Genomic DNA, 23,715 nt, shown 5'->3' on the forward strand with positions numbered 1-23,715 from the left:
AATGGTGGTTTCCACCGCCGGAACGGCGGTGCCGTTGAACCGGAATACACGTATTTATGATTTCCACCGGCCGGACTGGTGATTTCCAGTTCACCGGATTTGCGCTTTCAGCGCACCGGAATATTCATCATATTCTCGGGGGTCGATGCAAAATTGCTTTTTAAATGTATTGTCAATATCGCTTTTAATATGTTCATCAATATAATGTGTTTTCTTCTCAAACAATGCTTTCATAATAAATTCTCCTTTTCTCTTCGTTTGTCGTATTCATTTGCAACGGCCATTAACGCATACTCCCACAGAGCGTAAATGTGATCAGATGATAATTCTTTTGTTTCAACTGCTGGTCTGCTATATCCTAACTCATCTGAATTCATCCAGTATTCGCTGAAGTTTTTACTAATAATTGATAAGCCATAGTTATCGGGAGCATACCATATTGGCGATCCGGGATAAGGGACAGGGACTCCTATATGAGACACTTCTGTTAGATTTTCTCGGACAAAATAGCATATTCTATTAATAGTTGAAACAGCCTCTTCAAAATTTCTGTCACCAAGTCCCATGATCCAATATGTTATAGGTTCTAATCCACATTTCCTTATCAATTTGCATTGAACTTCAGCCTCATCTGCTAATATTGGCTTGCCCATCCTATCAAGATTTCTTTGAGTACCATTTTCAACACCTAGACCAACCTGTTTGCATCCTGCACGTTTCATTAATGTAAGATCTTCTTCGTCAAGACTGCCAACTGTTGTTTGACACCACCATTTTACATGCGATAAGCCTCTTGCAATTAGTTCTTTGCAAATTGCATGGACATGAGATTTTCGGGTCATAAAGGTCAAATCACCAAAACAATAAAATGGCATCTCATATTTTTGATATGTATATTCGATTTCGTCAACGACTTTGACAGGATCTCTATAGAACACATCATAGTTATCATATGCGTGGTTATAGAATGCATCACAGGAGCAAAATGCACAATGAAATGGACATCCTTTGCTTGTAAAGAATCTTGGCATGAGAGGAAGTGACTCTGAGCACATTAGACTGTAAGCAGGGTAAGGGAGAGCATCAAGATCCACTTCGTCTATCTCTCTCTTTGACGTTCTTACGACCTCGCCATTCTCATTCTTGAAGTATATTCCTTTTATCGCAGATAATTCACCGTTGCCGATGATGATTGTATTAGCCAAGTCTACAATAGATTTGTTTCCTTCACCTAACAATATAGCATCGACATTTTTTTCCAGAATAAAAGCTTCTCCATATAACGTTGGATGCATTCCCCCATAAGCAACTATAGAGCGCGGAAAGAGATTGTGTATAATTTCACCAATATTTAATGCATTTGCAACAGCGACCGTTATAGTTGAAATCCCGTATAGTTTAGCTCTATTACAAGCTATTGCTTTTTGGATGTCAGATTTATCAATCATTCTGCTTTCAGTTCTTCTAAGGAACATGTCATACGCTTGAAAATCCAAAACCTCTACAGAAAACTTCGCCTCGATTAATGATGCAGCCAGACTAAATAAACCGTGATTTACCTCGTTTGGAGTATCACCTAATGGCTCTTTATTCTCCATCGAAGCCCAGTATGAACGAACGACCTCATTTTGTTCGCTCGAAAGGATTCTCATCAGAAAATTAGGTTGGATTAATACAACATCAACGTCCTTGGGGGTAAATAGAATTTCATTAATACTCCGCATAATGTTCCTCCTCTTAGTTCTTAACTTCACAAAACAAAATACAACAATACTCGAATCATAATGTTATAATAAAGTTAGACATTATAGGCAATAATATAGGAACGATGAAAGTCAGCACAGTTCCCGTCAGCAAAGTTACAATACTCAAATTGATACCAACAAACTTAGTAACAGGAGCAAGCATTGTATCCATATCTCCTGCTGCACCTCCGGCTATAGGGCTTCCGGGGCTGATTCTTATTAGTAATGGCATTATCAGTACCGTGATAAATTCTCTTAGTAAATTGACTATGAAACCATATGCGCCGGGCGCAAGTCCATAGGTCTGCGTCATGTATGCACCTGTTATACTATAGAAGCTCATCCCACAAGCGGAAACTACAGGTATTTCCATTGGTATATCAAGAAACAAAGATGAGAAGAAACCACCGGTAATGCTGCCGACAAGAATAGCAAATGGAAGCCATAAAATGCGGAATCCAAGTGTTCGCAAATTATGAAAAACTTCCTTATTGCTTCCCTGAGATATTCCTACACAAACATAGAGGATAATCAAGGCGATTGTAAAAGCAGCGTTTGTAAATGATGAAGATATTGTGCTTCGCATAATAATTCCGGTTATTAGTCCTGCAATCAGACAAGCGGGCATGAGCCACACCAAATGACTGGCAGGGTGATTGCTGTCAACATCCGACGTATCCATATGATCCGATGAGGAACTATAGTTTTCGAGAGATAAAACTGTTTTCTCACAGATGAAAGTAAGAAGAACACTGAAAAAAATTGCAGAGAGTGCAATTACTATGCAATTGGCACCAATTTTCGGAAATTCGCGCACAACTGACTCATCTATACCTATCCCAATGCCAATACACAGCATCAGCAGAACTAAGGCAGTAGTCGATATGATGTCTGCAAGTTTTTGAAATTGTGGATATTTTATCAGCAATCCCAGGACTGTCCCAGCGCCTAAACTGATGAATGGTAATACTGTCAAATGAAGCACCTCCTTTTTAAAAGAAAATATCACATGAATTTATAGAGTTCAATTAATGATACCTGAAATGCAGTTATCTGTACTTGAAATGCAAGGTTCCGAATATTAAAATGATATAAAGTAAAAAGAAAGGTAGACGATATACCGATTGCTCCATCATTATACAGCTTAAGCAACAAGATGGATAATTCCTTACTAGCTGTAAGGACTATTAACCATAAATATATTGTAGTAGATTGGAGGAAATATTGTGATAAATATTCTGATTCTTTGTAACCGTTTCCAGGAGCTGATAGAAGCCTCCAACAATATAAGGAGATGTACGGATAACTCTATGTGTATTATTTCGACCACTAATGTTCAAGAGGCAAAATCTATGGTAGAAAAACAGTCGTTTATCATTGATATTTTCGTAGTCGCTATGTACTTAAAATCAGGTAGCGGATACAGTTTTGAGAAAGAAGTTCGAAAGAATACTATTTATACCAATACTCCGTTCGTGTTCCTTACAAGCAATGAGCAGGACCTCAGTTTATATTCAGGACTGTTTTCGTATGAAGCGCATAAAAAGCGCGTTTTTTCATCTCTTCCAATAGACGCTCTCGATATTCAAAGCAAGTTTTGTTTATACCTGGACGCTATTATTGCTAAACAGATTAAAAGAGATTCGGCGAAAGAGACAATACGCTTGGAAGGTATAGCAGGTTCTGTCAACATCCCGATTAGCGAGATAGTATATATGGAGATCCAAAACAAACTCTGTACTATATACACATTTACAGGTAAATATCTCTTGCATAGAACCAGTTTGACAAAGGTGCTTAATGAGATAAATTCAGAAAATATTATTCGTGCACATCGATTTTATGCAATAAACCTCAAACAGATTAAACATATTGAGTATATTTCATCGAGAAAACATATTGCCCATTTCAGGAAGAGTTCATTGACGTGTCCCATTAGTAGTAAATATATGGAAAACGAGATATTGCGGAATAAAAAAACCACCGGCTGAGCGGTGGTAGTAATGCTGCTATCTGATGACAGCAATTGCTTCGATCTCGATCAGTGCGTCCTTCGGCAGTCTGGCGACCTGAACCGCGGAGCGGGAAGGGAACACGCCGCCCGGGAAATAGGTGGCGTAGATCTCGTTGACCGTTGTGAAATCATTCATATCCGCAAGGAAGCAGGTGGTTTTCACCATGTTCTCCAGGCTGCTTCCGGCTTCTTCCAATACAGCTTCCAGATTAGCGAAGACCTGCCGGGTCTGCGCTTCAATGCCGCCCTCCACAATCTGACCGCTGTCGGGATCAAGCGGGATCTGACCGGATGTGAAAACGAAATTGTCAATGATGTTTGCCTGCGCGTAAGGGCCGATGGCCGCAGGCGCTTTCTTTGTTGCTACTACTGTGCGCATTTTTACCTCCTCGCGGTTCTTCAATGGCATACGAAGTGTATATAAGGGATTATTGCGTCATCCCGGGTAATCCTCCATCCCCAGACGCAGGAACCTGCCCAGGTCAGACAGGGAAATTTTCTGCAGACGGCATTTGCCGATGGATTCCGGAATGACCATGGCGATACTGTCGCCGTGGATTTTCTTATCGTTCAGCGCGTATTTATAGAGCTCTTCGGCGGTGTACGGAATCGAAAGGTCGAAGCCGAAGCGGCTCAGGGTTTCCCGCAGGAAACCGCTGGCGTCGAAATCGGTCAGTCCCATTTTGTAAGCGGCGTATGACTCCATGACCATGCCCTTCGCGACGGCCAGACCGTGAGAGGTGTTATAGGAACTGAGCCGTTCAATGCTGTGTCCGACGGTATGACCGAAATTCAGCAGCTGGCGGATTCCGGTGTCACGCTCGTCCGCCTCCACGATGGATTTTTTTATAGATACGCAGCGCTCGATGACACTGCCGTAATCCTTTTTCAGAACTTTATCGATGAGGTTCGCTTCCATTATCATGCCGCTCTTCACCGCTTCTGCGACGCCGTCAAGCATCTCCTGTTCCGGCAGGGTCCTGAACGTGTCGTAATCGCAGATTACCATGGAGGGCTGCCAGAACGCTCCCGCCAGATTTTTCCCGTAAAGGAGATTCAGCCCGGTTTTGCCGCCTACAGAGGAATCCACCGCCGCCAGATAGGTGGTCGGCACCTGGATGTATTTGATTCCCCGCAGATAGGTGGCCGCAGCGAAGCCGGAAAGATCTCCGACCACGCCGCCTCCCAGAGCGATAATCAGGTCGCTTCTGGAAAGCCCCTCCTCTGCCAGTGATTCCAGGATGTTTGTATACGTCGTGATATTTTTGGAATGCTCGCCTTCCGGAAAGACGATTTTAGAAGTCTGGTATCCTGCCTCGATCAGCGAGGAAATTACAACCTGAGAATAGATTGTATTTACCTTGCTGTCCGTAACTAAACACGCTTTACACGGCTCCACACATTCCCGGACATAGGAGCCGGTATTCGCCAGAATATCCTGCCCGATCAGGATATCGTAAGGTCTTCTGGTTGTTACAGCAAATCGGTTCATTCTCTACACTACCCTTCCTAAACACACATATCTGTGCTATAATAATAGACAATTTGATTTTAACATATTCCATTCTGTTTTGCAAAAAAGGAGTGTATGTATTGCAGAGAATCAGGAAATTCATCAAAATAGCGCTTATCATTCTGATCGTCGCCGCGGTTGTCCTCGGGCTGGCTGTTGTGACGGTCAATTCGTATGTTGTGAACAAAGAAAAATCGTATATTGTCAAGGCGGTAAAGGGTGCGGATGAAGACGATGCGAAGCTCAGCAGCGCGCAGAAGAAACGGCTGCAGGAGCTGGATCCGGATTGTATCATGGTGCTCGGCTGCGGAATTGTGGACTATAATACGCCCACCCGCATGCTGAAGGACCGTCTGGACGTGGCCATCGCCCTCTATCAGCAGGGCGTCGCTCCCAAGATCCTTCTAACCGGTGATAACGGGACTGTTTCCCACAATGAGATTCACGTCATGCTGACCTACACCAAGAAGGCCGGCGTGCCGGAGAAAGATATCTTCTGCGACCATGCGGGTTTCTCTACCTATGATTCCATGTACCGCGCCCGGTCAATTTTCCAGGTGAAGAACATGGTCGTCGTGACTCAGAGCTATCACATGTACCGGTCGCTGTATATCGCCCGGAAACTGGGTCTCAGCGCGCTGGGCGTTTCCGCGGATCAGAAGACCTATCACGGACAGTCCGCCCGGGAGTTCCGCGAGGTGCTGGCGAGGAACAAAGACTTTCTCAAATGTATCAGAAAGCCCTCCTCCGTGCTGGGCGGCGAAGCGATTCCGATTACGGGAAGCGGCGTCTCCAGCCATGGAGAGTGACGGCGATGATTTTACAAAAAATGCTGTACAAAGGAGAATTCTCTCAGGTATTCCTGATCCCTGGAATGATCGGCATAGTCGGGCGTGAAACCCGGCTGTGCCGTTATTTATTTGTGCGCCCGGCGAGCACATGTTCTAACAGATGAAAGCCTTGAATCCGCCGGCAGCGGGAGGGATACAGATCATAAATGAAAAGATCAAAGTTGAATAAGAATGTATGGATTATCAATTATCAGAAAAAATTGACACCATATACGATACCACATATAATAGAAACAGGAGGTATAAGAAATGTCAAAATGGGACAAACTGATAGCACGTATATGCAGTCTATCGAAAGACCTCCGGTTTAATGAACTGCGGAAGGTATTGGAAAGCTACGGATATGAAATGAATGCTCCGAGAAGTGGAAGCAGCCCATTATACGTTCAGAAAGCAGGGCTGTATGCCGATTACTGTACCGAAGCACGAACCAGTCAAGAAAGTATATGTAGAAATGGTAAGGCAGATTGTAGAAGGCGAGGCGAAGAATGATGAAGACGCTGAATGATTATATGGCAATGTCCTATCGAATGGAAATTGTAGAAGACAAAGATGAAGGCGGATTTGTGGCTTCTTATCCGGATCTGCCCGGCTGTATTACCTGTGGAGAAACTGTGGAAAGCGCGGCAGCTAATGCCTTGGATGCGAAAAAAGCATGGATTGAAGCAGCGTTGGAAGCCGGAATGGAGATTTATGAGCCAGACAGTCTGGAATGTTATTCCGGGCAGTTCAAACTGAGAATTCCACGAAGCTTGCACAGATCACTGACAGAGCACTCGCAGAGAGAGGGAATCAGCATGAATCAGTATTGCGTATATCTTCTCTCTAAAAATGATGCGGTGTACTCGAAATAACGGCTGAGATTGCCTTTGAAAATGTGTGTAATAAATTGACATTTTAAGGTATCTGCAATAGTAAAATAGGTCAGGGGGAGGGACAGAATGTCAGGATATTTTCGTGGCGCTGACCGGTGCGCAATATTATCTGTCGGATAAAGGTGTTATTGTGACAGAAGCGGATCTGGACGGAAGAGCGGATCTTTACTCTGTTTCCATGAAAGACGGCAGAATCGTTTCGGTCGATCCCGCGTATGATGATATGGGAGAACGCGCTGAAGATTATCCGGTCATGATGATTCTGAAGGGGAAACTTCTCAGTATCGGGAGCTCCTATCGGTCGTATGTGAAAGATGATCTGAAGGAAGCTGTGAAGAGGCTGAAAACAGATAAGGTGGAAAAGCAGCTGAAGAAATATCAGTAACGCAGTGACAGCTGTCGTTACCATTACGCTACTTCGTTTCTGCGGGATTGTCCATAGCTCCGATTTATGATACAGGACATCATCCTCTCACAACAGAATAAGTTGGCGACCTTATACGCCTGCGTATAACTGTATTTTAAAAATACAAAGCCGAAAGTTTTTCTGCAGAAAGAATTCCTCCGTTGTAGCAACAACCGACACTTTGTGGAAAACACGGTATGATACACGCAGAGTCTGACAAAGGAGGACAGGATGATGAGCAAAACAATTGATATGAGGCGCTCTGTCTACGAGCTTGTTTCAGAGTACCCGGAGCTTCAGGATATTATGGCGGAACTGGGATTTACGGAGATTAAAAAACCTGCTGTGCTGCATTCGGTGGGAAAGCTGATGACCATTCCGCGAGGAGCAAAAATGAAGAATATCCACATGGATAAGGTGATTGCAGTTTTGATGGAGCACGGCTTTACCCTGTCAGGCGAGATGCCGGCAGAGGCAAAGGATGAAGCGCCAAAGACGCCGATTGCCGATGCGACAGAGGAGACTCCCGTCTCTCGCACAGAACAGCTCAAGGCATATCTGCGCCGTCTGGGTGAGGGGGAATCTCTGGAGAGTGTACGGGCGGATTTTGTGGAGAAATTTCAAGATGTAGATGCTTCCGAGATTATGCAGGCCGAGCAGGAACTGATGCGTGAAGGCACGCCGCCGGAGGAGGTTCAGAAGCTCTGCGACGTTCACTCCGCACTGTTCCACGGCACTACGCGAGAGGAACAGATCGCCAGTGCAGAGAAGGAGGTCATGGCGTCTGTACAGCGGGCGAAGGAATTGGCAGCGCAGAAGGACTACGGAAGCAAAAATGAACGGATGGCTGAGCTGGCGGCTGTTCCCGGCCACCCGCTACATACTTTGACACGGGAGAATGAGGTTCTGTCCGGCTGGCTCACGGAGGCAAAGGCACGCCTGGATGCCCACGAGGAGCTGGGCGAACTGTTTTCCCGTATCCGGGAGCTCTCCGTTCACTATGCAAAAAAAGGAGATCTTCTGTACCCGCTGCTGAAGGTGAATTATGAGATATCCGGTCCCTCTGATGTGATGTGGACCGTGGACGACGAAATTCGTGATGAGCTGGCGGAGATCAGTAAGATTGATGTCCATGACGCGGCGTGGGAGAAGCGGCTGCGAGCTGCGCTGCAGCGGGCAGAGGAGATGATCTATAAGGAAAACAACATACTCTTTCCGATCTGTGCGGTGAACTTCTCCGAAGCGGAGTGGCACGGTATTTACCGGGATTCTCAGGACTATGATGACTGCCTGGGCGTGAAGGGCGATGTCTGGTCAGCGGCTGAGGCGACGGCAGAGACAGTCCCTGCGCATGGAGGAGAGGTCGTCATGCCCGGAGGTCATATGAGCATCGAGCAGCTCACAGCTCTTTTGAACACTATCCCGGTGGAGATTACTTTTGTGGATGCGGACAACTACAACCGCTACTTCAACGAGGGCCCCAAGGTGTTCAAGCGCCCCGGAATGGCCATCGATCGGGAGGTGTTCTCCTGTCACCCGCCGAAGATCGAGCCTCTGGTACGCGCTATTATCGATGATTTCCGGAATGACCGAAGAGACAGCGTTCCCGTCTGGATGGAGAAGAATGGGCGCACCTTCCTTGTCACCTATCTGGCGGTGCGGGATAAGGAACGAAAGTATCTTGGCACCGTAGAGGTTGTACAGGATATGGAGTTTGCGAAAGAGCATTTTGTGCAATAAATACGGACGGACCGCAGGGGTCGTCTATCCTGTATCTGCTGTTGTCGTTACATGTCCAGTTCTTTCAGCAGCGTGAATTCGCTTCGGTGAAAACGGATCAGACCATCCTGCTGCATCTTGCTCAGCTCGTTGGACAAGGCGCTGCGATCCACGCTTAGATAGTCCGCCAGCTGTTGGCGGGAATAGGGGATCGTGAAGTGATTTCTTCCGTGGTGCTGTGCCTGTTCTGATAGATACAGGGAGAGCCGCTCGCGGATTGTCTTGGGGGCTGTCTGCATCATCCGGGTGGAGAGGGAGAGATTTTTCTCCGCGGAGAGGCGAATCAGATTGCGGATGATCTGATGATGCCAGGCGCAGCTCCTCCTGCAGGTTGTCAGCAGTTTATTAAGGTTGAGAAACAGGATCATGCAATCTTCGGCTGCCACCACATCCACCAGCAGCTCCCGCTCCGGAAGTGCGGCATAGGTCTCTCCAAAGACCTGGCCGGCCTCAAAGTGGCCGAAAATATTGCTGCCGCCCCAGTAGAAATTCACCATTACGTTGATGCTGCCGGAGACCACCACACCCAATTCGGAGATCGTCTCTCCCGCCCGGCAGATCATTTCGCCTTTGGCATAACGTTTTTCTCGTGCCTGAAGGCAGGGCAGCAACAGCTGCAGCTCTTTTATCTGGATGTCGCGGAATAATTCGACATGTGAAAGAACAGTTGTATCCATCAAAACCTCCAAAACCTCCGTGTGCTTTTATTCTAACATACTGAGTCGCGTTTTTCTACTATAGCGGAAGCGCACAAAGCGTTAAGGATGGAATGCAGAAGGCGATCCCTCCTGCGAAATAGCGCCGTGATTGCGCGCAGAAAGGACAGAAATTATGACGAATAAATGTAATTTGCAGATCGAAAATGTCATTGGCCGAGAGGTACTGGATTCCCGAGGCAACCCGACAGTAGAGGCAGAGGTCTCACTTGCAGACGGGACCGTCGGTCGGGGTATGGTTCCCAGCGGTGCGTCCACAGGACAGTTTGAGGCACTGGAACTACGGGACGGAGACACTGCCCGCTATGGCGGCAAGGGTGTTCAGAAAGCGGTAGAGCATATCAACACGACAATCAGGGAGAAACTTTCCGGGGTCGACTCCTCTGACATCTATGCAGTAGATGCCGCTATGCGAGAGGCAGACGGAACCAGAGACAAATCAAACCTCGGGGCCAACGCCATCCTGGCGGTGTCTATCGCTGCTGCCCGAGCGGCTGCGGATTCTCAGAACCTGCCATTGTATCGCTTTCTCGGAGGCATTAATGGCAACCGACTTCCTGTTCCGATGATGAATATTCTCAATGGCGGCGCGCACGCCGGAAATTCCGTGGACACACAGGAATTCATGATTATGCCGGTGGGGGCTTCCAGCTTCCGTGAGGCCTTGCGCTGGTGTGCAGAGGTTTTTCATGCGCTTTCAGGGATTCTGAAAGCAGAGGGCAAATCCACTTCTGTAGGAGATGAAGGAGGCTTTGCTCCTGATTTAGATGGTGATGAAGAAGCCGTTGAGCTCATCCTGAGGGCTGTCCGGACGGCCGGCTATACGCCGGGTAAGGATTTCGTTCTGGCTCTCGATGCCGCGGCTTCGGAGTGGAAGTTTGCAGAAAATGGAGAGGCTGTTGCAGGCATGTATCGCCAGCCTAAATCCGGCAGAGTGTTTTCCTCGCAGGAACTGATAGACCACTGGGCATCTCTGGTGGACAAGTACCCCATCCGTTCCATCGAGGATGGGCTGGATGAAGAGGATTGGGACGGGTGGCGGCTCATGACGCAGAAACTGGGAGACCACATTCAATTGGTGGGCGACGATCTGTTTGTCACCAACACGGAGCGACTGTCTAAAGGGGTTGAGTACGGTGCAGGCAATGCTATCTTAATCAAACTGAATCAGATCGGCTCGCTCTCCGAAACTCTGGAAGCAATAAAAATGGCGCACAGGGCCGGTTATACCGCTGTTGTTTCCCACCGCTCAGGCGAGACGGAAGATACGACCATCGCGGATCTGGCTGTTGCTCTGAACACCGGTCAGATCAAGACCGGTGCACCGTCCCGCTCCGAGCGAGTCGCCAAGTACAACCAGCTCCTGCGGATTGAAGAGGAGCTCGGTGCGAATGCATGCTATCCGGGGTGGAACAGCTTTCGCACGGGACCGGCTGTATGAGGTTGAACAGCGGCTGCCGGGCAAAGGTGCTCAAGCAGTCGCTGTTTTATAGATGATTTCACAAAAAAAGCTGCAGCACATTGGCTGCAGCCCGGAGAACAGGTACCGGCCCTTCCGCTGATACCTGTTCTTTGTTCACTAAAGATTGTGCTGCTTCACGAGCTCGTCTTTGGGGTAGGCGCCCATCACCTTGCTGCGGAGATCTCCGTTCTCCACAACCATGGTGACCGGAATGCTCATGATGCCGAACTTCGCGGCCAACGCGGGATTTTCGTCCACATTGACCTTGCCGAATTTGTATTTGTCCCCATACTCCTGCTCCAGCTCCTCTACGGTCGGGCCCAGCTTGACGCAGAAACCGCACCAGGGTGCCCAGAAGTCCAGAAATACCGGAACGTCAGACTGCATTACTTCCTTCTCGAAATTATCCTGTGTAACTGTAAGCATAATATTGCCTCTCTTTCTTATTTCTGTCCGTGTTCATTCTCCTGTTCCTGTTTCAGCGCCGAACGGATTGTCTCCTCTACCGCCGCCTCTACGCCGGAAAGATCCCGGCGTGACAGGTTGCGGGTTTCCACGGGAGGATGAATCGTCACGCTGATAACGGACGGCTGCACATATCCCTTTTCCTCGAAAACATGATAGCTGCCGTTAATGGTGACCGGAACGATGGGGGCCTTGGCCTTGGTGGCAAGCTTGAAGCTGCCCGGCTTGAACGGACCCATTTCCGGTCCTCTGCTGCGTGTTCCCTCCGGAAAGATTACCAGGTTGTAGCCGTTCTTCACGAGACTGGCGCCGTCAGAGATGGATTTCAGCGCTTCCTTGGCGCTCCCTCTCTGAATATAAAGCCCGCGAATCATCCTGATCCATTTGCCGAAGTAAGGAACCTTCTCTAGTGTGTTCTTGGCAATGAATCCAATCTGGCGGCCTTCCGCGGCGATGAACATCGCTATAATATCTGCATACCCCTGATGATTGGAAATAAACACAAAGCCGTCTTTATCAGGAATATTTTCCCGTCCGGTGACGCGGATGTCCATCCGGAATTTCTCGGCGACGTCCTTCGCCCAGATTAAGGTGGAGGAGGCGATTTCCTCCCGCTCCTTCACAGCGTCTCCCTCCGCGCGGGCCTTTTCGATGCCTTTGGAATAGAAATTGAAATGGATAATCGTATGCATAAGCCGGATTCCGTCCGGAAGATTTCGTAACCTGCTCATTCTCTCGTCTCCTTTGCTCCGTCTGTATTCTCTTTTGTCGTGTCGGCTGCCTCGGCGGTGCCGTTAGCTGTATTATCCTTTGTCGCATTGGCCATCTCTGGCGCCTTCATGATTTCCATCACCCCGAACACCTCCATCACGATGCCGGTATGGATGCAGTTCTCGTCAGGGTCGAAGGTCCCGGAATGCAGCGGCGCGGCCTTCCGGTCTCCGGGACGCTGAGCACCGACGTTGAAGTACAGCCCCCGGGACGACTGACAGAAGTAGGAAAAATCGTCTGCGCCCAGGCTGGGGTGATCGGAGACGGACACGTTTTCCGCTCCCAGCTCACGGACAGCGACGGATTGTGTTACTTCCAGGAGTCTGTCGTCGTTCGTCAGCGTCGGATAGCTGTCGCTGAATTCCACATCGCAGGTCGCGCCGGCAGATTCGCAGATGCCCCTGCAGACGGTCGCCACCTGCTCCTTGATGTAATCTCTGAGATCCATATCCAGAACCCGGATGATACCCGACATCTTTGTTTCAGAGGGGATGATGTTCTCCTTGGTGCCGCTGTGCATCTCACCCACGGTAATCAGCGCAGTCGCCGCCGGATCCAGTCTGCGTGTGATGACAGACTGCAGTGCCAGCACGATCTCGCAGGCCGGGATCAGAGGATCTACGCCGGTGTGCGGATGCGCGCCGTGGCAGGCCTTTCCGTGAACGGTAACAAAGAATTCTGTTGAGGCTGCGTTCATGCAGCCCCGGATGAACTGTACCGTGCCGCAGGGGAGCAGTGGATCATTATGCAGTCCGATAACAAAGGGAACAGAGGGATCCTTCAGGCACCCCGCCTGAATCATGGGCCAGGCGCCCCCGGTGGTTTCCTCAGCCGGCTCAAAGAACAGTCGGACGCTGTACTCCAGTTCGTTTTCGACGGCCTTCAGAACCCGGGCCGTTCCCAGAAGCGTCGCTGTATGGAGGTCGTGTCCGCAGGCGTGCATGACGCCGGGGATTTCAGACTTGAAGGGAGATTCTGTGCGTTCCTCTACCGGCAGAGCGTCGATGTCCGCCCTGATACCTACCGCAGTTTTCCGGTTTCTTCCGTAAATCGTGGCGATTATGCCGTGTCCTGCCACATGCCTGCGATACTCCACTCCCATCGCGTCCAGTTCCCGGCAGATCAGCTCCTCCGTCTCCGCCTCCCGGCCGCTGAGCTCCGGACGGCGATGAAGGGCGCGGCGGATCTGCACAGCCTGATGAAACGCGTCTTCAATAACCTGATAAATGTCCTTTGTCATATCAACCTCCGTGATGATGTGTTCAATCTGCTGAAAATGCCTAATATGATTATCTTATTTTCCGCAGAAAAAGGCAACCCTGAAATTATGTTATTTGCCTTGCGCGTGAACAGCGTGTATAATGGAAGATGGTGAAGAGGTCAGTATTCTTCAGATGAGGTTGGTATTATCAGAGACGGAGGTTTGAACAAATGAAGCTAAGCAATCTGAATCACATTCCGGGACAGGAATTTGACGTTCTGGGACTTGTCAAGGGGAACACTGTGCAGTCCAAGCATATCGGGAAGGATATCGGAGCCGGACTGAAAACGCTGGTTGGCGGTGAGATCAAAGGCTATACGGAGATGCTCCAGGAGGCCAGGCAGATCGCCACCCAGAGAATGGTGGGGGAGGCGGAAGCGCTGCATGCGGACGCTGTAATCAACGTGCGGTTCTCCTCTTCTCAGATTATGGAAGGAGCAGCGGAAGTAATTGCCTATGGAACAGCGGTTAAATTCAGATAATTATCATATACGGGGACGGCTTATCCTTGCGGCGCTGGGAGCACTTTGTTTCAGCATGATCGCGCTGCAGGTGACCGCCGGGAATACCGCGGCCTTCGACCATACCGTGGATTATGCGGTTTACGGTCTGCGGTCCGGTTTCACTGAGGCGGTACTGATCCCCATTACATATATGGGAAATGCGGCGACTATTGTGACGGTCATCGCGGTATTGGTACTGATCCCCCGGAGCCGGCTGAGAATCGGCGTCCCGGCGGCGGTAACCGGAACGGTGGTGCTGATTTTCTATAAATGTCTGAAAGCCGGTTTCGCCAGAGAGCGTCCGGACGAGGCGCTGCGGCTGATCACGCAGGGCGGATTTTCCTTCCCCAGCGGCCATTCCATGAACGGAATCGTCTGCTACGGGATGATCATATTCCTGGTGCGCAGAAGCTGCCGGAGAAGGCGGGCGGCCGACATAACGACGGCGCTACTTACCCTGCTCATTCTGCTCATAGGCTTCAGCAGAATCTTTGTAGGCGTGCATTATGTCACAGACGTTCTGGGAGGCTGGAGCATGGGACTCTGCTGCCTGATGCTGGCGACGGTCGTCATGGACCGCCTGGTCTATCCGAGGTATCCCGGACTGCTGGCAGAGCCGGGAACAAAAGAAATGCAGACACAAGAAACGCAGATGAGAGGCTAATCATGGCTGTAACGGTGAGAGATCTTCTGAAACTGGAAACAACGAGGGATTTTCAGCTGGTCGCCGGAGGGAAGGGTCTGGATCTTCCTGTGAATCGGGTGGAAATCCTGGATTTTGAGTTCATGGAGGAAGGACAGGCGTACCGGAGCAGGAGTTTTGAGGGAAACAGCCTCGTGCTGACCAGTTTTCTCTACGCAAAGGACAGGCCGGAGCTCATTCTTGACGGAATCCGCAGGCTCTGGCAGTACCATGTCCACGCTGTCGCTTATAAGCCGGTAATCTATCGGGAGCTTCCCCAGGAGGCGCTGGATTACGCGGATCGGGTCGGGTTTCCTGTTTTCGTGTTCGGCAGCGACGCCTGGTTCGAGGACATCGTATCCGATGTCAAGGCTCTGGAGCAGAAGACAGGGAAGCAGGAGATCGTGGAGCCGTTGCTGGAAAGCATGATGGACCGCTATTTCAGCAGCAGGGAAAGAGAGGAAGCGGCGGAGCTGGTGAATCCCACCTTCCGTATCTATTTTCGCGCTTACTACGCCCGGTGCCGGGAACGCAGCAGGGAAGAGGTCGCGGAAACCCTGAAGGATCTTCACCTGACCGGACAACTGCAGCAGTGCGCCTTTGTGTGCCGATTCCGCCGCGGATATATGATCATGGTCTCCGGGGATTTTCCCCGGGAACGGGATTTCGAGGAGAAGAGAGATCGGATTTTCGCCCTTCTGGGGCTTGAACTGAACAAAGTCATTATGGGCGTCAGTGAGATCCGCCGCCTGCTTCCGGATTTCGACACCTGTATCATGGAAGCCTACTGGGCGGAGATTTTCGCGGAAATTGAGGGGCGGGACGCCCGGCGCTTCGATGAGCTGAGGGCGGACCGGCTGTTTATTCCATGGCCGGAGTCACCCATGACCGGCGAATATTCGGCAGAATATCTGAAGCCTCTCTTTGTAAACGGTGATGACAAAAGCGAGGAGCTGCTGTCCACGGCTGTCGCTTACGTCCTTGCGGGCGGCGACATGCAGGCTGCCGCAGAGCGTATGTTTTGTCACAAAAATACAATCCGCTATCGTGTCGGAAAGCTGCAGGAGAAGCTGGATCCGGAAACCTCGGAGAAGGTCTTTTTCCAGAACCTGTCTGCTGCGGTGAAAATATATCTATTGATGAAAGAAAAATAGGAGGTTGAAGCATGAGTGCGATTTTCAAACTGACTTACGGGCTGTTCGTGCTGAGCGCAAAGGACGGAGAGAAGGACAACGCCTGTATTATCAACACGGCGCTGCAGGTGACGTCCAATCCGCTGCAGGTATCGGTGACGGTGAACAAGGCAAACTTCACGCACGATATGATCATGAAGACAGGTGAGTTTAATCTGTCGATTCTGTCTCAGGACACGCCTTTCGAGGTATTCCAGCACTTCGGTATGCAGAGCGGCCGGGATGTGAACAAGTTCGAGGGGGACGTGCTGCGGACAGACAACGGAATCGCCTATATCGGCGGAGTCAGCAACGCGGTGATCTCTGTGAAGGTCAACAAGACACTGGATGTCGGAACGCATACCATCTTCGTGGGAGAAGTGACGGAGGAGCACGTGCTGTCGGACGTTCCGTCGGTTACTTATCAGTACTACTTCGACCACATCAAGCCGAAGCCGGAGGCGACCAAGAAGAAGGGTTTTGTATGCAAGATCTGCGGATATGTCTATGAGGGAGACACACTTCCGGAGGATTTCATCTGTCCGATCTGCAAGCACGGCGCAGAGGATTTCGAACCGCTGTAGGCCGCGCACAAAGGATTTCGCGGGCGGCTCCGGAGCACCCGGAGAATGAGCCGGATGCTCCTTCGCCCGCCGAAACAGCCGGAACGGTGGACGGAGCATCGGAAAGCACACCCGGATGCTCCGCCGTCCGCCGGAATATACGGATGCCCGCAGTGGCAGCATCCGGACGGCAGAAAACCGGGACCGCGTCATTTTCAGACGAGATCCCGGTTTTCGTTTGTGGAGATGTTCAAAAGTCGTTTGCTTTATGATAGGCAGGGATTCGGAAACGGCCGAATCCCTGAGTATAGGCATCAAACAGTGTCTGCCGGTGCAACAGCTGTTGGATTGTGCGCTGAAGAACTGCTGACAGACTGACTGCAGCATCCGTTAAGCATCCGTTAAGTCCGATGGGGACTTAGTGAGCGGACACTATTTATACCGGAGCTGATACGCGCCGGAGGAATTCCCTAGTCTGCTCACCTTGACGTTAACGCTGATTGTTCTCTTCTTACCCTTCGTGCTAAGGGTCAGAACATTGCCGTTGTAGCCATTGGCGGAACGATTCATATAGATGGTTCTCTTGTATTTGAAGAAGCCCTTTGCCTTTGCGGTGACGACAACCTTCAGGGTCTCGTCGGTAGTTCCGTCGATGTAGATCTTGACCTTCCTGCTCTTCTTGGAGAACTTGTAATATTTGGAACCGCCGTTGGACAGAATATATCCCTTGCGCTTCTTGTTCTTCTTCAGTCTGGCGGCCTTCTTCTTGGATTTTCCGTATTTTCCGTCGAAGGAGGTGCTCTTGTATTGCACGGAATTGGCGTAGATTCCGTTTATGGATGTGCCGCCGCTGCTCACCTTCAGATAATAGGTGGCCTTCGCCTTGACGCCGAAGGTCACATACTTCATATATGAAGTCGCCGACTGAGCGGAAACATAGACGGAGTCGGACAGACCGCCCTTCCTGGAGTTACACAGCTGGATATTTCCGGAGGAATACTGTGAGACGGTGATGTATCCGCTGTGAGAGGGCTTAATCCGGAACCAGGTATCGCAATAATTGTAACTGCTCCCGTAGTTAATGCCGACCGCAGTGTTTTCCGGAAGGAATGAGGTGGATCCGCCGCCGACATTTTTTGCGGCAGCGGCGATTTTCGCGGAGCCTGCCCGGACTGCTCTGTCCTTCAGCGCCCCGGCGGCGGGGGTACCGGCCTTTGTGATATCGGAAGGAGCTGCTTTCGTCACGCCGGCCCCGAAGCTGTCAGCACTCGCGGCGAACAGAGACTCGGCCCCCGCGAATGAAAATGACAAGGCGATGGCAAGAGCCAGAAGCAACATACTCACTTTTCTTTTCATCATAATTTTCTTTCTCCCTTCATGGTTGATGAAGCCCTTTCTTCAGGGCTCCGGATTATAATACTTCACCTGAGGCTGTCCGGCTGATAAAATCTCAGTCTGACAACAGCATCGCAAAGTAAAATTGATGGTTCCGCCGGAGATAAATGTCTGTAAATCCGTTCAGCTCTCCGGCGCGTTCCGTTTAACATGAAATATTCTACACAAGGAATAATGCTGTTTGTAACCGCAACAAACATTATTTCACTCGATTTGGATATATCGGGGATCGGAAACGCCATGCGAGGAGAGGTCCGGAAACGGCGTGACCTTCAGCTCTGCTGAAGAGATCGTCGGACGGGGAAAGGCTGCGCGGGCGCAGGACGCGGGAGGTCAGAGGTTCTCATCGGAGAAGATTCATGGTAAAATAACAGATATAGCATGAGGAGGGAAATTATGGATAAACCAGTATTAGTGGTCATGGCCGCCGGGATGGGAAGCCGGTATGGGGGTCTCAAGCAGATCGACCCGGTAACAGAGCAGGGAGAAATTCTGCTGGATTTTTCTTTGTACGACGGAATGATGGCCGGCTTCGACCGGGTGATTTTTGTTATAAAGGAGGAGCATGAAGAGGCGTTCCGCGAGCTGCTGGACGGCCGCGCCGGGAAGTATATGAAGATAGAATACGCGTATCAGCGGCTGGAAGACCTGCCGCCGGGGTACCGGGTGCCGGAGGGCAGAATGAAGCCGTGGGGGACGTGTCATGCGGTACTCAGCGCGCGGGATCGTATCGACGGGCCCTTCGCGGTGATTAACGCGGACGACTACTACGGGCCGGGGGCGTTTGCCTCTCTCTACGATTATCTTGAGAACGGCGGGGACAAAGAAAAATACGATTTTGCCATGGTCGGCTACCGGCTGGACAAAACGCTGACGGAAAACGGTTATGTCTCCCGGGGTGTCTGCCGGGTCAGCGACTCCGGATATCTGCAGAGCGTCGTGGAGCACACGCGCATTCAGTGGCGGGGTTCGGACGTGGTATTCACTGAGGACGACGGGGCCACCTGGTCCGGGCTGGATCCGCAGGCTACTGTTTCCATGAATTTCTGGGGATTCACCAGGTCCATGCTGGATGAGATGCAGGCCGGATTCCCCGGATTCCTGGATCGCGCGCTGGCGGAAAATCCGCTGAAGGCGGAATATTTCCTGCCGTCGGTCGTCGAGGAACTGATCCGCCGGGAGAAAGCCACTGTGAAAGTGCTTCGCTCAGAGGACAAATGGTATGGCGTGACGTATAAGGAGGATAAGGAGTCCGTCATGGCGGCGCTTCAGTCCATGAAGGACAAGGGGCTGTACCCCGGAAGGCTCTGGAAATAGCGGCTTGCAGAACGGATCCGGATACGGTATGCGGCAGGCAGGAGAGCAAAGGTCTTCGCGTAGCCGCATAGATGCTTTTTCAGAAGCCGCGTGATGGTTTTTTTCGTATACCGCATACCGCATTAAATTCAATTTTCTATATTGACAATATCGAGTCTCGATGTTATGCTGAAGGCAGAATTAATATCGAGACTCGATATTTTAGTATTTTCAGGATGAAACGATGAAACGGAGATGGGAAGCGTGTCAAAAAAACCTCTGGAAATTCTGACTGAGACCATGTTCTATGTGCTGATGGCGTTTTACAGGCAGGAAATGTGCGGGACGGAGATCGCCCGTTATGTCAGGGAGCTGACGAAGGGTGAGGTCTCTATGGGGCCCGGCACCTTGTATACGATTCTGTCTCAGTTTCAGAGAGAAGATTTGATTGAAAAGACAGGTTCAGAAGGAAGAAAGATTACCTATGCGATAACAGAGCGGGGGCGGCAGATGTATCAGTCGGAGCTGCGCCGCCTGCGGCGCTGTCTGGCGGATGCAGAGGCTGCCGGAGCGGAAAGGGGAAAACTATGAGAAAGGACAGAAAATATGTTTTTGAAACGCTGATGTATCGCGATTTCGAACGAAGGGAAAGCTATTACACGGATATGGCTGCTGAGGGATGGTATTTGAAAAAATACGGATTATGTGTCACTGTCTTTGAACGTGGTGAACCTGAGCCGGGGCGGCGGTACAGGCTCCTGCCGAAAAAGGGAACTCCGGATCCGGAGAAGCGGGAGCTTTTCCTGGCAGGCGGCTGGAAACAGGTGGAAGCAAGCGGGAGCTGGGACATCTATTATACTGACGACAGCTCGGCAGAGGAACTGTTCACAGACGGAATCAGCTATCGAAGCTATATGGCGGATTTTTCCGGAGGCGAACTGCTGTGGCTCATCATCTTTCTTGTGACCGGCATCTGGATGGTATATGGAAATCTGTCAGCGCTGCTGCTGTTTAAACCGGGTACCTGGATGATGGCGGTAGATGAGGTTGGAATCTGCGTTCTGGCAGCGATGCCTGTCTTTCTGATCTGCTCTGGCGGTCTCTGGATAGACTATTTCATAACCAGTGCAGGTATTATCCGCCGCATTAAACACGGCACAGTGCGGCACGGCCTTTCCTGGAAGCGTAAAACCCGGATTGGAAGGATTGCTACGGTTCTGATTCTGGTCAGTCTGGCGGTGGTACTGGCAGGAAGCCTGTCCGGACGGGGTGACCTTTCCAGAGATGAACTTCAGAATTTTCATGCTGAACATCCTGTTCAGCTCGAGGAGATTGATCCGTCAGCGAATCGTGTCATACAGCGATGCATCCGGACAAATGTATGGGAAGATCCCAATGCGTTCGAGGCGTCTGTGGACAGCAACGTATTGTTCCGGAATAAGATTACCGTCAGTTACACGGTGGGAGACGGAAAACCGCCGATGTATCATCCGGAGACCGGTATTACAGATTTCATTTATAATCAGATGGATTATCAGGCACGGTATTATGAAGCCCGGAGCGAACGCATCGCAAGAATTTTCCTGGAGGGCGTGATCAGCGAGGATATCCGTTCAGCTGTCAGGAGCGGCGACCTGCCCTCCGACACGGACATGAACAAAATACAGCGTAATGTGCGGGGCGTGGATTATGCCGGGTACTACGGCAATGCAGACACCGCTCAGCATCTGTACCTGCGCCGCGGACGATACATTGAAATCGCTTCATACAGCGGGATGGAAGACAGCAGGTATCTGCTCAGCCGGGATCTGGACAAGTTTGTAAAAAATCTGCAGCGTCGATTACTGTGAATCCCTTTTCGTCCCGGGTCTCAGAAAATATTTATCTTGATTTTTGCCGTGCAAATGTGTATAATAATAAGGCGTATCCGCAGGGAACTGCGGGTGCATACAATCTCTGCACTGCGCGGGACGCAGTGCCATCAAGTCCACAGGGAGGTGAAATAAAATGACAAACTATGAATTGATGTTCATTATCAATCCGACTCTGGAAGAGGAGAAGAAGAACGCTGTCGTTGAGAAGGTCACAGAGATCATTACCAACGGAGGCGGCGAGGTTTCCAAAACAGATGTCTGGGGAATGAGAAAGCTGGCTTATCCGATCGAGAAGAAGGAAGAAGGCTACTACGTCGTTCTCGAGTTCCAGGCTGCTCCGGAACTGCCGAAGGAGCTGAACAGAAGGCTGAGAATTTCTGACGATGTAATGAGACATCTGGTCATCAACAAGGATGCCAAATAAAGGATGCCAGAGAGTAGAATCGAGGTGCAGGAATGAATAGTGTTCAACTGATCGGAAGACTGACCAGAGACCCGGAGGTGCGGTACACAGCGTCACAGATGGCTGTTGCGACCTTCACCATCGCGATCGACCGTCCGACGAGGGCCGGTGAGGAGAGGAAGGCTGACTTTCCCCGAATCACGGTTTTCGGAAGACAGGCGGAAACCTGTGAGAAGTATCTGACCAAGGGCCGCAAGGTTGCGATCGAGGGAAGGATCCAGACTGGAAGTTACCAGAACAAAAACGGAGAGACGGTCTACACGACGGATGTCGTTGCCAATCGGGTTGAATTCATCGATTGGGGCGGAGACCGTCAGGACGGCGGTTATCAGAATTACGCAAGACCTCAGTCCGCTCCGGCGCCGCAGAGACAGCAGGAGCCGGATGCAGCGGTTCCTCCCGCCTTCGAGGCAATCGAAGACGACGTTCCATTCTAATGAAAGGAGATCACAGATAATGGATAACAGAAGACATGGCGGACCGAGAAGAAGAAAGGTATGCCAGTTTTGTGCGGATAAATCAGAAGCAATCGATTACAAAGATGTAGAGAAGCTGAAGAAGTATGTTACCGAGAGAGGCAAGATCCTTCCGAAGCGGATCACCGGAACTTGCGCCAAGCATCAGAGAGAACTGACCACCGCAATCAAACGCGCAAGAATCGTCGCTTTGCTGCCATACGTCGCAGACTAAGCAGATCACACATATAAAGTCGCATATCAGGGAACCCCGGAAAATTCCGGGGTCCCTGTTATTTTTTTGCCTGCTGCGCGTCCGCCGGATTCATCGTATGTGTACCACCGCTGCGGCCGCCGTAGGCATTGTATTTGGATTACCCGCGGCCGTCGGTTTCATCGTGCGGTATTGCGCCGGAAACGGCTGTGTGCCGCTGTGCTCCGTCGGCCGCCGCGTCTACTCGTCTTTTCCTGAAATGAGAACAGCGCCGGGACCCCGGTCGAAGAAAATACTTTTGGCGGAAATGGAGAGCGGTATGCCGTAGCATACGCGCACGTCGGACGGGAAGATGTCCATCTGGCTCACGGCCTTTCCGACGGAATACATGACACGGTTGTCCACACGGCTGTCAGCGGCAATAGAAACCGCCGAACCGATTGCGATACCCAGATCTGTTGTGGTCAGCGCGCAGTTGCCGCCCGCTTTCCGCAGCTCTGCGCAGTTTTCAAAACCGCACATCCCGCAGTGATCCAGCCCGTGCGGAACATCGCGGACGCCGACGAGCACAACGCATTTGCATCTCTCGAGGCACCCCGCGTCCCGGGTGATGAATTCCTCGTTATATTCCTCTCCGAGCTTGCGCATTTTCCGGACGATGCGATCTTTGTCGCTGCCGGAGGCGATGGCGGCAACCACCTTATCCTGACCGCTGGCCTTCGGCGCAGTTTTGATTGCCGCAACCATTTTCTCTGCTGTGGCGAGAGCGAGCTCCGCTTCCATATCTTCTACATATCTAAGCATATTTTCCTCCTCCTGCCCGACTTTTGTTAGCAGGCCTTCTATACTGTCTATTATAACGCAGGCGCAGAGGAATTTCCACCGGGGAGCACTGCATATTTATGAAAACGGGGGCTCTTGTTCCGGAAACAAAGGCTTTCTGGATGGGCTCCGGTGCGGCCATGCGCCGCAGAAGTCTGAAAAATCCAGTAATAGGAACGCTTCAGCCGGCAATCGAGATGACAGAATATTAACGATTTAATAATTATCCACGATAAAACGCTAAAACTTTAGCAGAACACAGTGATAAAGTATTTGCGGAAAACAGAGGAAAAAATTGGGAGAAAAGGCTGAATCCTCGTAAAAAACACAAATTATTCTCAAAAAAGTATAGCAGAGGGAAGGCAAAAAAGGTATAATAATCTCTATCGGAAAGAGAAGGATGTAAAGTTATATTTAT

29 protein-coding genes are annotated in these 23,715 nt (G+C 50.4%); 18 read left to right on the forward strand and 11 right to left on the reverse strand.

From position 1 onward, the window contains the following. Positions 1-90: 90 nt before the first annotated feature. Genes FYJ64_RS02335 through FYJ64_RS02345 form a run of 3 tightly spaced genes read right to left on the reverse strand, consistent with a single transcriptional unit; the run spans position 91 to position 2,721 of the window. Positions 91-234, reverse strand: coding sequence for a hypothetical protein (locus tag FYJ64_RS02335; RefSeq protein WP_154573655.1), 144 nt, complete (start codon positions 232-234; stop codon positions 91-93). After that, on the reverse strand, positions 231-1,724 hold the full coding sequence (locus tag FYJ64_RS02340) for a B12-binding domain-containing radical SAM protein (protein WP_154573656.1): 1,494 nt from the start codon (positions 1,722-1,724) through the stop codon (positions 231-233). The genes FYJ64_RS02335 and FYJ64_RS02340 overlap by 4 nt, the downstream gene beginning before the upstream one ends. A gap of 55 nt (positions 1,725-1,779) precedes the next feature. Then, positions 1,780-2,721 (reverse strand): LysO family transporter, encoded by a 942-nt coding sequence (locus FYJ64_RS02345; protein ID WP_154573657.1) that lies wholly within the window; start codon positions 2,719-2,721, stop codon positions 1,780-1,782. A 376-nt stretch (positions 2,722-3,097) separates the two neighbouring features. On the opposite strand from FYJ64_RS02345, the gene FYJ64_RS02350 reads away from it, so the two are divergent. Then, a complete protein-coding gene (locus tag FYJ64_RS02350; protein WP_206045510.1) occupies positions 3,098-3,736 on the forward strand; it encodes a LytTR family DNA-binding domain-containing protein in 639 nt (212 codons plus the stop codon). A gap of 18 nt (positions 3,737-3,754) precedes the next feature. Here FYJ64_RS02350 and FYJ64_RS02355 read toward each other — a convergent pair whose 3' ends face one another. Continuing rightward, on the reverse strand, positions 3,755-4,138 hold the full coding sequence (locus FYJ64_RS02355) for a RidA family protein (RefSeq protein WP_154573659.1): 384 nt from the start codon (positions 4,136-4,138) through the stop codon (positions 3,755-3,757). Positions 4,139-4,195: 57 nt separating this feature from the next. Continuing rightward, on the reverse strand, positions 4,196-5,251 hold the full coding sequence (gene aroB, locus FYJ64_RS02360; protein ID WP_154573660.1) for a 3-dehydroquinate synthase: 1,056 nt from the start codon (positions 5,249-5,251) through the stop codon (positions 4,196-4,198). Positions 5,252-5,343: 92 nt separating this feature from the next. Here aroB and FYJ64_RS02365 point away from each other — a divergent pair, with 92 nt between their 5' ends. The 5 genes from FYJ64_RS02365 (at position 5,344) to FYJ64_RS02385 (ending at position 9,144) form a co-directional block, all read left to right on the forward strand. Further along, a complete protein-coding gene (locus FYJ64_RS02365) occupies positions 5,344-6,081 on the forward strand; it encodes a SanA/YdcF family protein (RefSeq protein WP_321040746.1) in 738 nt (245 codons plus the stop codon). A 394-nt stretch (positions 6,082-6,475) separates the two neighbouring features. Continuing rightward, positions 6,476-6,631 (forward strand): hypothetical protein, encoded by a 156-nt coding sequence (locus tag FYJ64_RS11765; protein ID WP_407928755.1) that lies wholly within the window; start codon positions 6,476-6,478, stop codon positions 6,629-6,631. Continuing rightward, complete coding sequence (locus FYJ64_RS02375) at positions 6,612-6,977, forward strand: type II toxin-antitoxin system HicB family antitoxin (RefSeq protein WP_465250605.1); 366 nt, start codon at positions 6,612-6,614, stop codon at positions 6,975-6,977. Before FYJ64_RS11765 ends, FYJ64_RS02375 begins: the two co-directional genes overlap by 20 nt. A gap of 103 nt (positions 6,978-7,080) precedes the next feature. Further along, a complete protein-coding gene (locus FYJ64_RS02380) occupies positions 7,081-7,383 on the forward strand; it encodes a hypothetical protein (protein WP_154573662.1) in 303 nt (100 codons plus the stop codon). 252 nt (positions 7,384-7,635) lie between these two features. After that, positions 7,636-9,144: a DUF438 domain-containing protein gene (locus tag FYJ64_RS02385; protein WP_407928756.1), complete on the forward strand. Its 1,509-nt coding sequence runs from the start codon at positions 7,636-7,638 to the stop codon at positions 9,142-9,144. Between the two features lie 47 nt (positions 9,145-9,191). On the opposite strand, the gene FYJ64_RS02390 is transcribed toward FYJ64_RS02385, so the two are convergent. Beyond that, complete coding sequence (locus FYJ64_RS02390; protein WP_154573663.1) at positions 9,192-9,860, reverse strand: Crp/Fnr family transcriptional regulator; 669 nt, start codon at positions 9,858-9,860, stop codon at positions 9,192-9,194. Between the two features lie 154 nt (positions 9,861-10,014). Between FYJ64_RS02390 and eno the strand changes: the two genes are divergently transcribed. Beyond that, positions 10,015-11,340, forward strand: coding sequence for a phosphopyruvate hydratase (eno, locus tag FYJ64_RS02395; protein WP_154573664.1), 1,326 nt, complete (start codon positions 10,015-10,017; stop codon positions 11,338-11,340). Positions 11,341-11,478: 138 nt separating this feature from the next. On the opposite strand, the gene trxA is transcribed toward eno, so the two are convergent. The 3 genes from trxA to FYJ64_RS02410 are packed head-to-tail and all read right to left on the reverse strand — an operon-like array spanning position 11,479 to position 13,837. Continuing rightward, positions 11,479-11,787: a thioredoxin gene (gene trxA / locus FYJ64_RS02400; protein WP_075713275.1), complete on the reverse strand. Its 309-nt coding sequence runs from the start codon at positions 11,785-11,787 to the stop codon at positions 11,479-11,481. Positions 11,788-11,804: 17 nt separating this feature from the next. Then, on the reverse strand, positions 11,805-12,557 hold the full coding sequence (locus FYJ64_RS02405) for a lysophospholipid acyltransferase family protein (RefSeq protein WP_154573665.1): 753 nt from the start codon (positions 12,555-12,557) through the stop codon (positions 11,805-11,807). Beyond that, complete coding sequence (locus FYJ64_RS02410; RefSeq protein WP_154573666.1) at positions 12,554-13,837, reverse strand: M20 metallopeptidase family protein; 1,284 nt, start codon at positions 13,835-13,837, stop codon at positions 12,554-12,556. The genes FYJ64_RS02405 and FYJ64_RS02410 overlap by 4 nt, the downstream gene beginning before the upstream one ends. Before the next feature lie 191 nt (positions 13,838-14,028). Here FYJ64_RS02410 and FYJ64_RS02415 point away from each other — a divergent pair, with 191 nt between their 5' ends. Genes FYJ64_RS02415 through FYJ64_RS02430 form a run of 4 tightly spaced genes read left to right on the forward strand, consistent with a single transcriptional unit; the run spans position 14,029 to position 16,799 of the window. Next, positions 14,029-14,340 carry a YbjQ family protein gene (locus FYJ64_RS02415; protein ID WP_154573667.1) on the forward strand — a complete coding sequence of 104 codons (312 nt, stop codon included), beginning with the start codon at positions 14,029-14,031 and terminating at the stop codon, positions 14,338-14,340. Next, positions 14,315-15,025 (forward strand): phosphatase PAP2 family protein, encoded by a 711-nt coding sequence (locus FYJ64_RS02420; protein ID WP_154573668.1) that lies wholly within the window; start codon positions 14,315-14,317, stop codon positions 15,023-15,025. Before FYJ64_RS02415 ends, FYJ64_RS02420 begins: the two co-directional genes overlap by 26 nt. A 2-nt stretch (positions 15,026-15,027) precedes the next feature. Next, positions 15,028-16,197, forward strand: coding sequence for a PucR family transcriptional regulator (locus FYJ64_RS02425; protein WP_154573669.1), 1,170 nt, complete (start codon positions 15,028-15,030; stop codon positions 16,195-16,197). A gap of 11 nt (positions 16,198-16,208) precedes the next feature. Then, complete coding sequence (locus FYJ64_RS02430; protein WP_154573670.1) at positions 16,209-16,799, forward strand: flavin reductase; 591 nt, start codon at positions 16,209-16,211, stop codon at positions 16,797-16,799. A 411-nt stretch (positions 16,800-17,210) separates the two neighbouring features. Here FYJ64_RS02430 and FYJ64_RS02435 read toward each other — a convergent pair whose 3' ends face one another. Next, complete coding sequence (locus FYJ64_RS02435) at positions 17,211-18,137, reverse strand: hypothetical protein (RefSeq protein ID WP_154573671.1); 927 nt, start codon at positions 18,135-18,137, stop codon at positions 17,211-17,213. A 432-nt stretch (positions 18,138-18,569) separates the two neighbouring features. On the opposite strand from FYJ64_RS02435, the gene FYJ64_RS02440 reads away from it, so the two are divergent. From FYJ64_RS02440 to rpsR, 6 genes are all read left to right on the forward strand, one after another. Further along, positions 18,570-19,490, forward strand: coding sequence for a sugar phosphate nucleotidyltransferase (locus FYJ64_RS02440; protein WP_154573672.1), 921 nt, complete (start codon positions 18,570-18,572; stop codon positions 19,488-19,490). A 234-nt stretch (positions 19,491-19,724) separates the two neighbouring features. Continuing rightward, positions 19,725-20,060 carry a PadR family transcriptional regulator gene (locus FYJ64_RS02445; RefSeq protein WP_154573673.1) on the forward strand — a complete coding sequence of 112 codons (336 nt, stop codon included), beginning with the start codon at positions 19,725-19,727 and terminating at the stop codon, positions 20,058-20,060. Beyond that, positions 20,057-21,319 carry a DUF2812 domain-containing protein gene (locus tag FYJ64_RS02450; RefSeq protein WP_154573674.1) on the forward strand — a complete coding sequence of 421 codons (1,263 nt, stop codon included), beginning with the start codon at positions 20,057-20,059 and terminating at the stop codon, positions 21,317-21,319. Before FYJ64_RS02445 ends, FYJ64_RS02450 begins: the two co-directional genes overlap by 4 nt. 157 nt (positions 21,320-21,476) lie before the next feature. Then, positions 21,477-21,767 carry a 30S ribosomal protein S6 gene (rpsF, locus tag FYJ64_RS02455; protein ID WP_154573675.1) on the forward strand — a complete coding sequence of 97 codons (291 nt, stop codon included), beginning with the start codon at positions 21,477-21,479 and terminating at the stop codon, positions 21,765-21,767. Positions 21,768-21,799: 32 nt separating this feature from the next. Continuing rightward, positions 21,800-22,243 carry a single-stranded DNA-binding protein gene (locus FYJ64_RS02460; protein ID WP_154573676.1) on the forward strand — a complete coding sequence of 148 codons (444 nt, stop codon included), beginning with the start codon at positions 21,800-21,802 and terminating at the stop codon, positions 22,241-22,243. Positions 22,244-22,262: 19 nt separating this feature from the next. Next, positions 22,263-22,496, forward strand: a complete 234-nt coding sequence (gene rpsR / locus FYJ64_RS02465; RefSeq protein WP_075713248.1) for a 30S ribosomal protein S18 — start codon at positions 22,263-22,265, stop codon at positions 22,494-22,496. 219 nt (positions 22,497-22,715) lie between these two features. On the opposite strand, the gene FYJ64_RS02470 is transcribed toward rpsR, so the two are convergent. Further along, on the reverse strand, positions 22,716-23,279 hold the full coding sequence (locus FYJ64_RS02470; RefSeq protein ID WP_154573677.1) for a ferredoxin domain-containing protein: 564 nt from the start codon (positions 23,277-23,279) through the stop codon (positions 22,716-22,718). A 98-nt stretch (positions 23,280-23,377) separates the two neighbouring features. Here FYJ64_RS02470 and FYJ64_RS11615 point away from each other — a divergent pair, with 98 nt between their 5' ends. Continuing rightward, positions 23,378-23,509 (forward strand): hypothetical protein, encoded by a 132-nt coding sequence (locus FYJ64_RS11615; RefSeq protein ID WP_268891384.1) that lies wholly within the window; start codon positions 23,378-23,380, stop codon positions 23,507-23,509. Positions 23,510-23,715 lie beyond the last annotated feature (206 nt).

This window comes from Hornefia butyriciproducens, assembly GCF_009695915.1.
In the GTDB taxonomy this organism is placed as follows: domain Bacteria; phylum Bacillota; class Clostridia; order Peptostreptococcales; family Anaerovoracaceae; genus Aminicella; species Aminicella butyriciproducens.